This window comes from Paenibacillus sp. TAF43_2 (genome assembly GCF_052113545.1).
In the GTDB taxonomy this organism is placed as follows: Bacteria; Bacillota; Bacilli; order Paenibacillales; family Paenibacillaceae; genus Pristimantibacillus.
Window position 1 is genome coordinate 54,236 of sequence record NZ_JBFRDK010000005.1, and the last position, 15,982, is coordinate 70,217.

Consider the following 15,982-nt stretch of genomic DNA (forward strand, 5'->3'; position numbering starts at 1 on the left):
TCCTCATTAACGGGCTATTTTTATTATCCATTGTCCTCTCGAAAAACTAAAAATGGCAGCCTCATATTTGCTCTTTTCTTTTGTAAACCCGCTCCGGCCTTCCAACGGTTCCATAAGAAATATCAGCTATTAATTCACCCTTGGCCACATAATACTCCAAGTACCGCCGAGCGGTCGTACGGCTGAAACCAGCCTTTTTCCCAAGCTCCTCCGCCGTTAATACTTCAGGACCTGCCTGAATGAAGGAGAGTATTTTCTCATTCGTTATCTTATCGATGCCTTTTGGCAAATAAGAATCCTTGTCCGTACGATCATTTACCCCCCACAGCAGCTGATCAATTCCCTCTTGATCCACTTGTTTATTTGAGCCTCCGAGCAGTGCCATTTGGTTATGATATTTCTGATAAGACTTCAGCTTCTCTTGAAAACGTTCAAATACAACCGGCTTGATCATAAAATCATATACCCCGCCGCGAATGGCTTCACGAACCGTTTCAAATTCCTTAGCGGCCGTAATAATAATGACATCTGTTAACGGGTTGTTTTTCTGTATGTAGTGAAGCAGGTCGAGCCCGCTCATATCGGGAAAATATAAATCAAGCAGCACTAAATCCGGAGCCAAAATATCTAAATGCTCATGCGCCAGCTGCTTATCTGTTGCAATTCCAACGACTTCGAAGCCCTCTATCTTCTCTAGAAAGCGTCGATTGATTTGTGCAATTCGAAGGTCGTCCTCGATAATGACCACTCGTATCATATATCTTTCCCCTTTTCTTTTGGAATCACAACGGTAAAGATCGTCCCTTCCTGCGGACGCGATTCAAAACGGATATGACCCCTTAACTGTTGTATCGCCTGCGTAACAATAACTAGCCCATAACCCCGATGATCCTCATTTTTCGTGGAGAAACCGAGCTCAAACAGCCGCTCTGCGACATCCTCCTTAATGCCGCTCCCATTATCTTCAATAATGATCGTAAAAGCTTTACCTACGTCAGACAGAAACACCTTCACGGTTCGATTCTCATCATTTTTCTCTAGAACAGCATCCAGCGCATTGTCAATTAAATTGCCGATAATCGTTACCAGATGATTGCGGTTAAGATCATCGGGGATCGTTTTGAAGGTGCTCTTGGAATCAATCTCAAGCTTCACCTTAAGCTCATTCGCACGATTGAACTTGCCAATTAGTATGCCGCCAATAATAGGATCAGGAATTTCCTGCAGGAGGAAATGGATCAGATTTTGATGAACATCGGTTTCATGTGTAATAATATCCATTGCTTCTTGATACGACTCCAGCTGGATTAGCCCATATATCGTATACAGCTTATTGGAGTATTCATGCGTTTGTGAACGCAGTGCTTCGGTATAACGCTTCACCTGCGTCAGCTCCTCCGTTAATCGAAGCAGCTCGGATTTGTTGCGAAAGCTGGAAACCGCCCCTACGACCCGGTGCTGATGATCAAATATCGGCAAGCGATTGACGACGACACTGCTTTCGTTAATGGTCATTTCTTGATCAATTTCCGATTGCCCTGATTTAATAACCTCCATTAGCCGCGATTCTGGAATGACATCCCGCACATGCTGCCCGGTAATCTCCATTTGCTCGAGCGGATCGATCAGCTTCAAAGCCGTTTGATTGACAAGGGTAATCGTTCCCTCTGTATCAATGGCAATTATGCCTTCATGGATCGTTTCCAAAATAGCTCTCTTCTCCTGATATAACAAGCCAATTTCCTCAGGCTCTAGACCATGGATCGATCGTTTTACGCTATTGGCAATAACAATGGCTCCGCCAGATCCAACCATCAGCGCAATGGCTGCAAAAATAATCATCGCATTACGATAAGTCACTGCCGATTGTTCAATGTCTTTTAATAAAATACCCACTGATACAATGCCTATAACTTCATCCTGATCATTAAAAATGGGTGTTTTTCCCCGCAAGGAGGGGCCCATCGAGCCAACGGCCTCTGAAATGATCGACTCTCCATTGAGCACAGGCCCATTGTCACCGCCGACCATTTCTTTCCCGATTCGGTCCGGCAGCGGATGCGCATAACGAATTCCCTCTTTATTCCCAATGACGATGTACTCAGCGTCCGTTTCCATTCTAATTTTCTCAACGATGGGTTGAATGATGGCTGAAGGATTCTCCTCTTCAAAGGCATGTCTAATGACGTCCATCAACGCTACTGTCTTCGCAATTTTCAGAGCTGATGCACCTACATTTTTCTGCAGCGTCGTCACTAGTATTCTCTCAAAGCTGAAGGTAAGAGCAATGATAATAATAAATAGCAAAGTTCCAATTAACAAAATCAATCTCGTTTGTAATCGCATTCAATTACCTCCATGCAAAAACTTCTCATCCGCGGGACGCTGATTTTATTGTATTCTACATGCTTCCCTGAACATAGTCCCTTGAGTCGATAATGGCCGTAAATTTTATGAACAAAATAAACAGTATGACTACTTTTCAACTTATGTGGTTATTGTATTCAACCCCAATTCGCGATGATAGTATGAAGCATATCAAACAGGTAAGCGCTTACAATAATCATTCATACGTTTACTTGAATGAAACTAAAGGGGGATTATTCGTATGGGATACCAAACAAAAAATTGGAAAACTATAGTAGCTGCTGCTTTTGTTGCTGTTAGTTTGACGGCCTGCGGCGGAACAGCATCAAAAGGCGGATCGGCTAATTATCCTGAGAAACCTTTCATTGTGACAGCCCCATCGGGAGCTGGCGGCGGATGGGATAAGACAGCAAGGTCCTTGGCCAAAGTGCTAGGTGAAACAAAGCTCGTTGATCAAACGATGACTGTTGAGAACAAGCCCGGCGGCGGCGGCACTGTGTTTTTAGCCGAATATGTAACCAAAGACAAGAATGACCCCTACAAGCTGTTTGTCAGCTCCCCGCCTATTCTCATTAACAACCTCAAAAAAGAAGGGAACAGCCCGTACGGCTACAAGGATGTTACCCCGCTCGCACAAATAACGAAGGATTATGGCGCAATCGCGGTTGCGGCAAATTCCAAATATAACGATCTTCATTCACTAATTAACGACATTAAGGCAGACCCTTCAAAAGTTACACTAGCCGGCGGATCGGCGCCTGGTTCTATGGATCATTTAATTAGCGTACTCCCCGCATTTAGAGCAGGCGTTGACCCAAAAACAGTCAAGTACTTGTCCTATGATGGCGGAGGCGAAGCCATTGCTGCGCTGCTTGGCAACAATGCTGATGCGATTGGAACAGACATCTCTTCCCTCGGCAGCTATTTAAAAGCAGGAAAAATCAAAATTTTGGCCGTAACTTCTGATGAACGGATTGAAGGTGACTTCAAGGATGTGCCAACGTTAAAAGAGCTGGGCATAGATGCAGAGTTCACGATCTGGCGCGGCGTGTTAGGTCCGAAAGGCATGACAAAAGAGCAAATCGCTTACTGGGATAAAACGTTAAAATCTCTCTCTGAACACGAAGCATGGGCGAAAGAATTGAAAGCCAACGATTGGGTCAGCGAATACAAAAACTCCGAAGATTTCACCGCCTTCCTTGCTGAGCAAGAAGTTGCGGTACAAGAGCTGTTGACAGCGCTCGGTATGCAGAAGTAAATGACTGAACGAAGAGCAAACGCTTGATAAAAGCATAAGCATGAGTGATTGGATGGGAGAGAGCTGGTCTCTCTCCTCTCCTTTCATCATTCATCGGAGGTGAATGCCTTGAACAAAACATTTGATCGATACGCCAGCATCATATTTTTCCTTCTCGGTGTTGGATTCATGTGGCAGAGCACACTAATTAGCGCTTCATCCTACGGCAGCAAGGTTGGTCCTAATATCGTTCCCTTTGGTCTGGGGGCGCTGCTTGTTATTTTAAGCTTACGTCTATTTTACGAAGTGTTAAAGTTTAAAGGCTCTAGCAGCAAAGCGGGAAAGCTTGATTACAAGAAATTTCTCATTATTTTCGCTTCTGCTTTTTTATACGCCTTCTTCTTAGAAACGATCGGCTATATCATCGGGACATTCCTCTTCCTTCTTATTAGCTTTCAAGTTTTGGAAAGAGGAAAATGGCTAAAATCGATCTTGATCTCCGGATTGTTTGCCGTCGGCGTTTACGTCATCTTTGTTGTCATTCTGGAAGGTTCAATGCCTGGTTTTCCGTCATGGCTATCGTAACTAAAGGAGGCATATGAATGGATACACTACAATTTCTCGCAGACGGCTTTGCGACCGCCTTTCAATGGCATAACTTGCTCTTTGCTTTCATCGGCGTGTTGATAGGTACGGCTGTAGGGGTATTGCCTGGTATAGGACCCATGAGCGGTGTCGCCTTGCTTATACCTGTAACTGCATCAATGACGGGCGGATTAGCTCCTGAAGCAGCGGCCACAAGCTCTATCATACTTTTGGCCGGCGTTTATTACGGTGCGATGTACGGAGGATCAACGACCTCTATTCTGCTTAATACACCTGGGGAATCCTCCTCTGTCGTGACAACATTAGACGGCTATCAAATGGCTAGACAGGGTAGAGCTGGTGCTGCCTTATCCATCTCTGCAATCGGTTCTTTCGTAGCAGGAGTATTTGCTGTCATCGCGCTCATCGCATTAGCAGAACCGCTGTCAGAGGTAGCGATAAAGTTTGGTCCTGCCGATTATTTCTCCTTAATGCTTCTTGGGCTATGCGCCGTAAGCGGCTTGGCTGGAAAGTCCATTACGAAAGCCCTCATTATGACCGTATTCGGACTGCTGCTCGCAACCATCGGGATGGACACCGTATCGGGTGTTGCAAGGTTTACTTTCGGCATGCCGTTGCTTTATTCCGGCCTTGAGTTTTTAACAGTAGCAGTTGGTCTATTTGCATTGGGAGAAGTATTCAAAACCATTTTGGAGAGAGACTACACTGCCGGTAAAGCAGCAAAAATTGAACGTATCCTGCCGACAAAAAAGGACTTGAAGGATAGTGCAGGACCGATTGCCCGCGGTTCGGTTTTAGGCTTTTTTATTGGTATTTTGCCTGGTGCCGGTGCGACTTTAGCTTCTTTCTTCAGTTATATTTTGGAGAAAAAAATGAGCAAAAATCCAGAAACCTTTGGCAAAGGCAATATTGCCGGTGTAGCTGCGCCTGAATCAGCGAACAATGCTGCATCAGGCGGGGCTATGATTCCTTTACTTACACTCGGCATACCTGGTTCAGGTACAACCGCTATATTGATGGGCGCTTTAATTATGTATAACATTCAGCCAGGTCCTTTGTTATTTGAGGAGCATCCGCAAGTAGCTTGGGGGTTAATTGCCAGCATGCTAATCGGAAATCTCATTTTACTCGTACTCAATATGCCGCTGGTGAAGGTGTTTGCAAAAATCATTCAAACGCCGCCGAAATATTTGATACCGATCATTATTGCTATTTCTATATTTGGCGTTTATGCCGTGCAGGCTCAAGTTTTTGATTTGATGCTGCTGCTCGGCTGTGGAATTGCAGGATTCTTTCTTGTACGAAATGATTATCCGCTAGCTCCACTCGTGCTTGGTTTAGTGCTTGGGCCTATGATTGAAAACAATATGCGGAGAGCTTTAACGACATCTAACGGAGATTTTATGATTTTCTTGCAAAAACCGATGTCGCTTGTTTTCTTAATTATCGCAGCGCTCTGGTTAATTATACCTATTTTGCTAAAGAAGAGAGGGAAAGAGGTTGTCATTAACGAAGAAGGTTAATCACGAACGATAAAAAATACAGATTTGATGGGGGTAGCCATGGATAACAATAAACTAGGTGGGAAAAGTGTCATACTGCGTCTCGAAATGAATACGAAAGAGGTACATTTCGGACAGGTTGCATCCTCTATTTTCGAAGCCGGTGGAGATATCGTGGCCATTGACGTCATTCAGACCAGTCAGCATATGACGATAAGAGATATTACCATTACCGTCACGGATACAGTCGATATTAACATTATTACCGAAATGATTAAGAACCTGCACGGAGTCAAGCTAGTGAATATTTCGGATAGAACATTTCTGCTGCATCTTGGCGGTAAAATCGAAACTAAACTGAAATCGCCTATTCAGAACCGCGACGATCTCTCTCGTGTTTATACGCCCGATGTTGCACGCGTCTGCTTAGCCATTCATGAAGAACAAAGAAAAGCATTTACGTTAACGATTAAGAGAAATACGGTTGCTGTCATTTCGGACGGCAGCGCTGTCTTAGGGCTTGGAAATATTGGCCCCTATGCAGCTATGCCCGTTATGGAAGGAAAATCTATGCTATTCAAGCAGCTGGCAGACGTAGACTCCTTCCCTATCTGCCTTGATACGCAAGATACCGAGCAAATTATCGCAACCATTAAGGCGATTGCTCCCGGCTTCGGCGGAATTAACCTTGAGGATATTTCATCGCCGAGGTGCTTTGAGATTGAAGAAAGATTGCGTGAAGAACTCGATATTCCAGTATTTCATGATGACCAGCATGGTACAGCAGTTGTATTGTATGCGGCGCTAATCAATGCATTAAAAATTGTGAATAAGCCCATTGATGACATTAAGGTCATTGTTTGCGGAATCGGTGCAGCAGGCGTCGCGTGCACAAAAATTCTTTTATCCGCTGGCGTTACAAACATCATTGGTGTAGATCGGAACGGCGCGATAACCGCTGGAACTGACTATGATAACCGCATGTGGAACTGGTATGCCGAGCATACCAACCCTAACCGCATTGAAGGCTCTTTACGAGATGTAATCCAAGGCGCTGATGTATTCATTGGACTTTCTGCTGGAGGACTGCTGCGACGCGAAGATGTTATGGCGATGGCGGAAAATCCTATCGTCTTTGCCATGGCGAATCCAACACCTGAGATCAAGCCTGAGGAAGTTGAGGATATTGTAGGGGTAATCGCCACCGGACGATCGGATTATCCGAACCAAATTAATAATGTGCTGTGTTTCCCCGGTATTTTCCGCGGGGCACTGGACTGCAGAGCAACTACGATTAACGAGGAAATGAAGCTGGCGGCATCAGAGGCGATCGCATCCGCTATCTCGGATGAAGAACGAAGCAAGCACTACATTATTCCGAGCGTTTTCAATCAGGCCGTTGTGAAAGCTATTCGCGATCTCGTCATTAGAGCAGCGATTAAGACAGGCGTAGCACGCAGAATACCGCGAGAGTACAGATAAACAAGAAAATTGGAACGGAGGTTATCCAAGTGACGGCTGGAATCAGAGCTATCGTTGATATTAATCAAATGGCGGCCGATTTTAAATCAAGCATCGTTCTCCGCACCAGCGATTCCAAATTTATCGATGTCAAAAGCATCCTTGGACTTAGCATCATCTTGTACCAAACCCATGCCTACCACCTTGAAATACATGGACCAGATGAAGAGGAAGCCAAAACCGCCATGATTCACATTTTCAAAAAACATAATCTTCAAGTCGATGTGAATCGATAATCCCCCCGCTTCAATTGCCTCGTTCGTTGGTTGCAGTGCTTTTTAAAATAGGGGTTGTCCCATAAGTAGATGTCATTGCTTATAGGACAACCCCTTTCCTCTTCCTCACGGACCCGTCCCTACACTCGCTACGTACCATAACGGCCCCAGCTTCTTCAAATAAACGGCTCCCAGCTCATCTCCCGTAGGGTAATGCATATACCCGTTCACATTGTATAAATGACCGTACTTTTCATCGACTCTGTCCGTTGTGGAAATATCCGCTTTCAAGCTATTGATAGGCTGCAAGCTCATTAGTATATGTCTGCGGATCGTCCACTCGGGAGATAGAAAGGTAAGAATCCATGTAAAAACAACTATAATAGCTACAACGATAAATATTGTCTTTTTCTTCTTTAAGATCATGCTCACCTCCGAGTAATGGTTAAATCATTAACGTTATAGATACTTCCGTTAATTGTAAATTCTTATATTGACCAACACTCAACACTCAACACTCAACACTCAACACTCAACACTCAACACTCAACACTCAACACTCAACACTCAACACTCAACACTCAACACTCAACACTCAACACTCAATTATCAATCTCTACTAAAATCTTTCAATGCTTTAGTCCAAAGCATTCTAGTATAGTGGCTTACCTCAACCATCTGTGTTTTCATGTTCATGCTTTATCCTAACGAACTCAGTAGTCGTTATTCTTGAATATCAGGGCTATATTAATCTCTAACGAACTCAGGAGTCGTTATCTGCCCTTAATGGAGACCAAACGATCGAAATTACAAGAAATAAGGCTCGCTGTGTTCGTTAGATTCAAAAACAGAACGCTACGCAGCAAATAAGGCATCTGGAGTTCGTTAGCTAAAATGCCGAACACATGATACCCATACTCTTGCAACTCTGACGTGATCCGTTCATCTACGAGCTTCTATACCTCCATCAAGATGCCTCCCAAAATAAATCATTTAACGTTTTGCCGAGAGTCTTGCAAATAGCGATACACAGACGAATACTCGGATTGTAATTGCCAGCTTCAATGAGTCCGACCGTCTACCTCGTAACACCAACTGCTTCAGCAAGCTGCTCCTGCGACATATCGTTCTCAACTCTTGCCAGCTTTAATTTCACATTTCCATGTTCACCTATCCGTATTCACAACATCTGCCATCATTCACATTGTAAATACTGTAATTTATATCCATATAGATGTAAACCATATATTTCAACTCAAACTTTCAAATGCCAGTCATATTACTCTTCACTATTTCAAAGCAACAAAAAAGGGGATATCCTAAAAGGGTAAATCTGAGTAAGAGAATCCCATAGTATTTGCAAAAGAACCTTCAAAACCACTATGAAAGTGAGTTTGAAGGTTCTTTTTTTCAGATTATTACGTGGAAAGTGGGGGCTGTATATTCGGAGATTGCTTTAAGGAGAGCCCCTCCCTTATATCTCCTGCCTAAATCGGAACGTCCAACAAATCTATCGGCTTATTGGCTGCGCCACAGCCACTTAGCTTATAGGCGTAAGAGCGCCCCGTTTCTTCTTTTTTCAACCCGTCACATGAATAGGTTTTTACGCTTGATGATCCATACTGATCCTGTGATGTATCGTAGCGCACCTTGATCTGATCCTCCGCCCTCGCAAGATTATAAAAAATCGGGTTTCCTTCCGTTATAAAACGTACAACCCGAACCTGATCTATAGCACCGCTCACAAAAGCATCTAATTTCTCGCTATTCGTAACTTCACCGGACTTTGCAATAACATCCTCCGTCTCATTAATCGTATAGTCATAGGATTCAACTGAAGCAGAAGTTTGCTTCCCAGACTTAACCTGCTCCTGACCAGCACATCCAGCCAGCATGAGCGTCGCTAAGACTATAAACACCATATTTCTCCAAACCATGTTGTAAATCCACCTTCCTCCAGCCTGCCCATCAGCTATTTATTTGCGCCTGCAGCTGGCGAATTTCATTCATCAATTGCTTTTGCTCCGCTGGATCTTCCGGCTCAGCGCAGCTCATAAGCTGCGTTAAACGCAGCTGCAGCATCTCCCGCTCGTTTTGACTTGCCTGTTCATCCGCTGAAAGCAGCCGGCTTCGATCCTTAGACACATACTCCTCATACGATCCGTGGAACAAGCTTGGTTCAATTTTTCCATCGAGTACGAGCAGTCGATTAGCTGCTTGGCGAATTAAATAGCGATCATGCGTGACAAGCAGAACGGCACCCGGATAATGCTGAAGCGCCTGTTCGACCTGCTCTCGCGTGCTAATATCCAAATAGTTCGTCGGTTCATCAAGCACGAGCAGATTCGCTTTGCCAAAATAAAGCTTCAAGAATGCTACTCGGCATCGCTCACCCATGCTTAAGTCCCCGATTCGCTTAAATACGTCCTCCTTCGTAAACAGAAAGCAGCCCAGAATCGTCCTTGCATGCGACTGCGTCATCTCCGGCAGCAGCAATAAGCTGTCAAGAATGGTCATCTCATTGTCGAGCTTATCAAGCTCCTGCTCAAAATATCCGATTTTCACCTGCGGATGAATGCTAACCTTGCCCGAGCTAGGCATCAAGCTCCCTGTCGCAAGCTTTAACAATGTCGACTTGCCTACACCATTCGGACCAAGCACAGCTAATCGCTCACCTTTACCTAAGGTGAGGTTTAACCTGCTTATAACGTTCCTATGCCCCTCATAGGCAAAACTAACGTCCTCCATCCGAAGCAGCGTAGTCGCTGCAAACCCGCCCGACTCCAGCTGCATTCGCAGCTGTGAGTCCTCGCGCGGCTTCTGCACCTTATCCTTGTTCAACCGCTCAAGCGCAGACTCCTTCGCATGCAGACGCGACACGTTTTTCTTGGATTTTGATCTAAGAAAATCATTTTGACCCGCCGCCTTATGCGCCTGCTGGAACCACTCGGCATACATGCGTATGCTCTCAAGCAGCTTCTCCCGCTCCAGCTCCTGCTTCTTGTGCAGCGCCTCCTGCGTCCTTAGCTCCAGCTCTTTCTGCGCCTTATACTGCGTGTATCCGCCCGAATAGCGCCGGCATCCATCTCGCTCAAACTCAAGAACAGTCGTTGCTGTCCGGTCGATAAACGTACGATCATGCGACACATAAATAACCGTTCCCGGGTAATCCTGCACCCATGCTTCCAGCCAATCCAGCGCCGAAGAATCCAAGTGATTCGTCGGCTCATCCAGCACAACGAGCTTCGGCTCTCTTACCATCAGCGCGGCTAATTGTGCTTTCGTCTTTTGACCTCCGCTTAGCTGCGAAAATGATAAGTGCCACAGCGAGGGATCAAAGCTTAACTGCGTTAAGCATCTCTCCACCTTCATCTCCCAGCTATAGCCATCAAGCTGCGCATAACGTTCGTACAGTTCACTGTACTCGCTTAACAGCGACTCACTTGCATCCTCTTGCATTCGCCTAGTTAACTCCACCATCGACCATTTTAATCGGAACAATTCTTCTGTGCTGGCCTGCACGAATTCAAGCAACGTGAGTGATGAATTCATCTGTGCCTGCTGATCGAGCCAGCCCCACTCTGCAAGAGGAAGCAGCCTCTGCACCTCACCGTCATCGAATAGGATTCTGCCTGTCAGTCCTTGCAGCAGCGTCGTTTTGCCCACGCCATTTCGTCCAAACAGAGCCAGCCTTTCACCTTCTCTGACTTCAAAATTTATATTTTCGAACAGGATATTGCCATCCCATTCCTTGTTCACATGTTTAACTTTTAATAGCATCATTGAACATTCCCCATTTCAAAAAAACATAATAAAAAACCGTGGCCAGCGGCACACGGTCGAATACGCAGGGGAATATCAGGTAAACGAAAATAACGATGCGTCACACCGCTAGTTAGCGGGTAAACATCTCGTATCTATCGCTGCTGATTGACTATCCATAAGTCCCCAAATCGACGCACGTATCCCTGACCGGTTCTCGCTAATGAGAACGCCGCTTGTACTTAAACAAGTTATTTACAGGAATCGTGTACTTACTTCATCGGCTGGGTTACCTCCGTCAGTCATCAGTTTTGATATGCGTTTATTATATAAGACGATCATGCATATATTCAAGCCCTACTTTAATTGCGGTACCAAATAAAGTTAGTACTAGGCTTGAAACGCTGCATAACCGATCATAAGACTTATAAATATTTCTTATTTGGAGGTGCTTGATGAATCCCGTCTATATAACCAGCATTGGCAAATTTCTTCCCGGCCCCCCTATCGGCAATGATGAAATCGAGGATTATCTCGGCAAAATAAACGGTAAAAGCTCCAAGTCGATGCGGCGCATTCTTGATCAAAACAAAATACGCTTTCGGCATTATGCGATAAACAAAGAACAAAAAAGTCAATATTCAAATGCAGAAATGGCCGGACTTGCGATACAAGATGCGCTCTCCCGCAACCAAGCGGCACTGAGCGATCAAATCTCATTTCTCGCTGTCGGTACGACCCAAGGTGATTTGCTTGTTCCCGGCTTCGCGAGTATGGTACATGCGGAAACGAAGCTGCCTGTTATGGAGGTTGCCACGCATCATGGTGTTTGCGCCAGCGGTATGCAAGCGATGAAAAACGCATTCCTGCATGTGCAGTCCGGAGAGCAGCAAACCGCGATTTCCTGCGCCAGTGAATTTCCGAGCCGCGTATTCAAAAATACGAGGTTCGAAGCACAAAAGGGTGTCGCCGATCATCCCATTCCTTTCGACACTGACTTTCTTCGGTTTATGCTATCCGATGGAGCAGGTGCAGCGGTTCTTCAGCATCAGCCTGCCGCCAGCGGTTTATCCCTGCGCATCGAATGGATCGACAACAAATCCTACGCTAATCTATACGATGTCTGCATGTATGCGGGAACCAACAAGGATAATGCCGAGCAGCAAAGCTGGCTTGACTATGCCACCATTCATGAAGCTGCTGACGACGGGACTCTTAATCTCAAACAAGATATTCGGCTCGTTAATGAGATGCCTAAGGTCGGGGTTAATCGATTTTTCGAGCTGGTGGATGAAGGCAAAATCGAACCGAGAGCTATCGACTGGATGGTTTGCCACTATTCGTCTCATTTTTTCCGCGACGAAATATTTAAGCTGCTGCAGCTTGGCGGACTTACCATTCCTGAGGAGAAATGGTTTACGAATTTATATACGAAGGGCAACACCGGCGCTGCTTCAATCTATATCATGCTGGAGGAGCTGCTTAACGAAGGCCATTTGAAGCCAGGCGAGCAGGTGTTATGCATGGTGCCGGAAAGCGGTCGATTCCAAACCTCTTATATGCTGTTGACGGTTGTAGGCGACACAGCTGATGTGGGACATATCGCAGAGCCAATGTTTGAAGAGAGGCAGCCTGAGGCACCTCATCTCGAGTATAACGAAGCAGACCACGTTCAAGCACAGCTCGTTAGGCAGCTCGTACAGGTTTGGATTGATTTTGAGCAAAAGCTGGCTCATGTCCCGGTTATTCATAAGCTGTACAACAACAAGTTCACCCTACATGACTACAAACTGCTAATGGAAAACATCCGCCAACAGGTCATAGATGGTTCTCAGTGGATTGCGCGGGCTGCCTCGTATATCGCTATAGAGCATATCGATCTCCGATCGACGTTCATTGCCCATGCGCGTGACGAGCATCGTGACTTTCAAATACTTGAACGCAACTACGTCGCCATCGGCGGCGACCTAGCGCACATCCAATCAGGCGAAAAAAATATTGGCAGTGAAGCATTGTCGGCTTATTTGTTCCAACGTGCTAGCCGCGAGAATCCCGTTGATCTCATTGGCGCAATGTGGATTATAGAGGGACTTGGATGCCGCATGGCGCGCTACTGGGGCGAAATGATTCGCGATCAGCTTGGGCTGAGCGATGAAGAAGTGTCATTCCTGCTTTATCATAGCGACTCCGATGAGAAGCACTTCGAGAGACTCGAAGCAGTCGTCCAGCATCCGATGCTCACTGCAGAGATCGCAGGACGAATAGTGAAAACGGCAAAAACGACGGCGCGCTTATACTTGCTGCAATTAGAGGAGCTGGGCAATGTATGAGCAAAACTGATTATTTTCATCAAATGCCGCATGACAAAAACGATCCCAATCCGTTTCTAGCCATCTTTATGGATCAGAGCATTCCCTTCAATGAGGAGGCAAAGGCTGCATACCTTAAGGATTGCTCTAGCAGATCACGGCAGTTTCTGCTGCCCGTACTGCGTCCTTTTGCGAGATTAATGATTATTGTTCTTCAGGTTTACAAAATAATTGTACCTAAAGCACTCACCTCATCCCGGCTGCTGCACCGCGTCCTGCATTTCGGAATGAAAACCTTCGTAAGCCCTGATGCTAATTATATGATTTTGCGCCACTTCTATCTTGGCTCTGAGGTGCTTGGCTTCATTCGTGATAATGTGCCTGACGTTCAGATTGAGATGAACCCGCTTAAACCAACCAATCTGGAGCCGGTAAAAGATGATCTTTTTCTCATTCACGATCTCAATTTATACAACTTCGTCATCAATCTTAATCGCGAGCTGCGTCACAAGGGAATTGAGGTTACAAAGCAGGACCGGCTTAACTTTGACGCCATCACATCAGAGGCTCTGCCTATTGAGCAAATGCCTAATCGCTGGACCAACTTCATGGATTTGACGACTGCCATTGAATGCTTCACCCCTGTCTATCAAATGTTTCTAACCGATAATGACTTCTGGCGTGCGACTAACTCCCTTCAGCTGGATGAAACGATTGGCATCCTTGCTTCCAAAATTATCGGCAGCAACGACCGACTGGCGCTTATCAACAACAAACATCCCATGGTGCCGCTCACGACGCTTAAAGCAGGCTTTCGACTCGTACTGCATGGCCTAGCGACAGAGCAGCTGCACGCGCTGCTTGTTGAGCTTAAACATAAACAGCAGCAGCATATCGGCTGATCACACCATGAACAAAAAGAAGGCAATCACGCTCACTGCGTGATTGCCTTCTCTCTTCCATGCTGCTATTGACGAACTACAGTAAAACCTTTCTTCTCCAGCAGTGGAACGATACCGTTCTCGCCGAGCATATGTGCAGCTCCTACGACTACGAAATAGGTTTTTTTTGTCGTGTCATTCAAGTAACCCGTTATTTTCTCAACCATTGGAGCATTGCGGTCAGTAAGCAGCGCTTTATTAAGCTCCGCATTCGACGAAGCTGATTTCGTCAGCTCGAGCAGCTGCTCCTCATTTCCGGTAACCCACATTTTCGTAAGATCTTCARTCCCTGATACTTCTGCAAAATAGTTCTCAATAGAACCTTTCAGCATTTCTTCTTGCAGTTTGTCTGAAAAATTATTAAACATATTAAGCTGGTATTCGATCGATTCCAGCTCTAGGATTGGCTTCTTGTTCTCCAGCGACTGCTGCAAGAAATGGGCATCAATCCCTATGCCTGAATCATAACCTTCTTTTGCTGAGCTAAGATAATCAACAGTAGACGAAACGCTCCAAGGCTTGTAGGTATCCAGCGTATTTTCCGGTAAGCCGTTCTCCTTCAAAATCTCGCCAAGCTTCTTGTAAGAATCAGCTGAGATATGATCTTTAAGCGTTGTATTATCCTTCAATACGCTTAAATCAAGCACTTGCTTTTGTACCTTCTCATCATTCATCTTCGAAATATCAGCCTCTACAACCAAATAGTCGGATGCATCATAAGCTTTTTGAATTTCAGAGCGCAAAGGGTACATCGCTTTGTTCGCAATATGTATCGACCCCAGCAAATATACGGTGCTGCCGTCCTTTTCTACTTTCCAAAGGAAACCTTTACTTGGCTCATTCTCCTTAAGAGAAACAGAGCGCTGCTCTTTATTCCAAGTAATTTCATAACCTGCTGCTTCACTTACCGTACGCAAAGGAATATATACAGTTCCTTTAACGACCTTCGGCGCAGCAAGCAATCCAATTTCCGTCTCGTTAGCCATTGCCCCTAAGTTGTCGATTTGGAATAAAAGGGTTAGTCCTTGCTTCTTGCCTGAAATGACTTTATTTTTCTGATCCCAAGTTACTTGGAAATCAAGCTTTTGAAGAACCGTCTTCGCCGGAACAAGAATCGTTCCCTTTTCCATCGTAGGTTGATTCTCACCAAGCTGTACCTGCTCGCCGTCTATCCAAACTGAAATAGGCTTAGCCTCTGCTTGGATGTTCGTTACGAAAGAAAATAGTAGAGCTAATGATAGAAATAATGCTGCAAACTTTTTCACGAATAGACCCTCTCCCTCTCATCTTAGCGGCTTCATTTCATCTACATATAACCAATAATTACCGCTCTGCCTAACATATTTTACACATTATCACCACGCAATAGCTAGTTCGGAAAATACGAATCTAGTTTTCGTTGCTTTACATCATATTCATAACATATAATGCCTCATCTCATAGGTTATCAGCAGACTTTTAAAAAAGGGCTGTCTCAAAAGTCATTTTGCGATTTTTTGAGCACTACTTAGAACTTATTTTC

The 15,982-nt window shown here is 45.2% G+C and carries 13 protein-coding genes and 1 pseudogene; 7 read left to right on the forward strand and 7 right to left on the reverse strand.

All coding sequences use genetic code 11. The features are described 5' to 3' along the window. Window positions 1-61 precede the first annotated feature (61 nt). Both AB4Z17_RS02320 and AB4Z17_RS02325 read right to left on the reverse strand, forming a co-directional pair. On the reverse strand, window positions 62-757 hold the full coding sequence (locus AB4Z17_RS02320; RefSeq protein ID WP_441912023.1) for a response regulator: 696 nt from the start codon (window positions 755-757) through the stop codon (window positions 62-64). After that, window positions 754-2,346, reverse strand: coding sequence for an ATP-binding protein (locus tag AB4Z17_RS02325; protein ID WP_441957914.1), 1,593 nt, complete (start codon window positions 2,344-2,346; stop codon window positions 754-756). The genes AB4Z17_RS02320 and AB4Z17_RS02325 overlap by 4 nt, the downstream gene beginning before the upstream one ends. Window positions 2,347-2,608: 262 nt before the next feature. Here AB4Z17_RS02325 and AB4Z17_RS02330 point away from each other — a divergent pair, with 262 nt between their 5' ends. From AB4Z17_RS02330 to AB4Z17_RS02350, 5 genes are all read left to right on the forward strand, one after another. Continuing rightward, complete coding sequence (locus tag AB4Z17_RS02330; RefSeq protein ID WP_076267383.1) at window positions 2,609-3,625, forward strand: Bug family tripartite tricarboxylate transporter substrate binding protein; 1,017 nt, start codon at window positions 2,609-2,611, stop codon at window positions 3,623-3,625. Window positions 3,626-3,733: 108 nt separating this feature from the next. Continuing rightward, window positions 3,734-4,189, forward strand: coding sequence for a tripartite tricarboxylate transporter TctB family protein (locus tag AB4Z17_RS02335; protein WP_339205098.1), 456 nt, complete (start codon window positions 3,734-3,736; stop codon window positions 4,187-4,189). 17 nt (window positions 4,190-4,206) lie between these two features. After that, a complete protein-coding gene (locus tag AB4Z17_RS02340) occupies window positions 4,207-5,733 on the forward strand; it encodes a tripartite tricarboxylate transporter permease (RefSeq protein WP_441957916.1) in 1,527 nt (508 codons plus the stop codon). A gap of 39 nt (window positions 5,734-5,772) precedes the next feature. After that, window positions 5,773-7,194, forward strand: coding sequence for an NAD-dependent malic enzyme (locus AB4Z17_RS02345; protein ID WP_441957918.1), 1,422 nt, complete (start codon window positions 5,773-5,775; stop codon window positions 7,192-7,194). A gap of 29 nt (window positions 7,195-7,223) precedes the next feature. Then, window positions 7,224-7,469 (forward strand): HPr family phosphocarrier protein, encoded by a 246-nt coding sequence (locus tag AB4Z17_RS02350; RefSeq protein ID WP_339205101.1) that lies wholly within the window; start codon window positions 7,224-7,226, stop codon window positions 7,467-7,469. A gap of 105 nt (window positions 7,470-7,574) precedes the next feature. Here AB4Z17_RS02350 and AB4Z17_RS02355 read toward each other — a convergent pair whose 3' ends face one another. The 4 genes and pseudogenes from AB4Z17_RS02355 to abc-f all read right to left on the reverse strand — a co-directional run bounded on the left by AB4Z17_RS02355 (window position 7,575) and on the right by abc-f (window position 11,231). Then, window positions 7,575-7,874, reverse strand: coding sequence for a hypothetical protein (locus tag AB4Z17_RS02355; RefSeq protein WP_441957920.1), 300 nt, complete (start codon window positions 7,872-7,874; stop codon window positions 7,575-7,577). A 541-nt stretch (window positions 7,875-8,415) separates the two neighbouring features. After that, window positions 8,416-8,622 (reverse strand): annotated as a pseudogene (locus AB4Z17_RS02360) (helix-turn-helix transcriptional regulator). 313 nt (window positions 8,623-8,935) lie between these two features. Further along, window positions 8,936-9,385, reverse strand: a complete 450-nt coding sequence (locus AB4Z17_RS02365; RefSeq protein WP_441957922.1) for a DUF4362 domain-containing protein — start codon at window positions 9,383-9,385, stop codon at window positions 8,936-8,938. A 31-nt stretch (window positions 9,386-9,416) separates the two neighbouring features. Continuing rightward, window positions 9,417-11,231 carry a ribosomal protection-like ABC-F family protein gene (gene abc-f, locus AB4Z17_RS02370; RefSeq protein WP_441957924.1) on the reverse strand — a complete coding sequence of 605 codons (1,815 nt, stop codon included), beginning with the start codon at window positions 11,229-11,231 and terminating at the stop codon, window positions 9,417-9,419. Between the two features lie 434 nt (window positions 11,232-11,665). Between abc-f and AB4Z17_RS02375 the strand changes: the two genes are divergently transcribed. Both AB4Z17_RS02375 and AB4Z17_RS02380 read left to right on the forward strand, forming a co-directional pair. Beyond that, complete coding sequence (locus AB4Z17_RS02375; RefSeq protein WP_441957926.1) at window positions 11,666-13,540, forward strand: 3-oxoacyl-[acyl-carrier-protein] synthase III C-terminal domain-containing protein; 1,875 nt, start codon at window positions 11,666-11,668, stop codon at window positions 13,538-13,540. Continuing rightward, entirely contained in the window at window positions 13,537-14,421 is an 885-nt protein-coding gene (locus AB4Z17_RS02380; protein WP_441957928.1) for a DUF6999 family protein, read from the forward strand. The genes AB4Z17_RS02375 and AB4Z17_RS02380 overlap by 4 nt, the downstream gene beginning before the upstream one ends. Before the next feature lie 65 nt (window positions 14,422-14,486). On the opposite strand, the gene AB4Z17_RS02385 is transcribed toward AB4Z17_RS02380, so the two are convergent. Beyond that, window positions 14,487-15,725 carry a TraB/GumN family protein gene (locus AB4Z17_RS02385; RefSeq protein ID WP_441957930.1) on the reverse strand — a complete coding sequence of 413 codons (1,239 nt, stop codon included), beginning with the start codon at window positions 15,723-15,725 and terminating at the stop codon, window positions 14,487-14,489. Window positions 15,726-15,982: the final 257 nt, after the last annotated feature.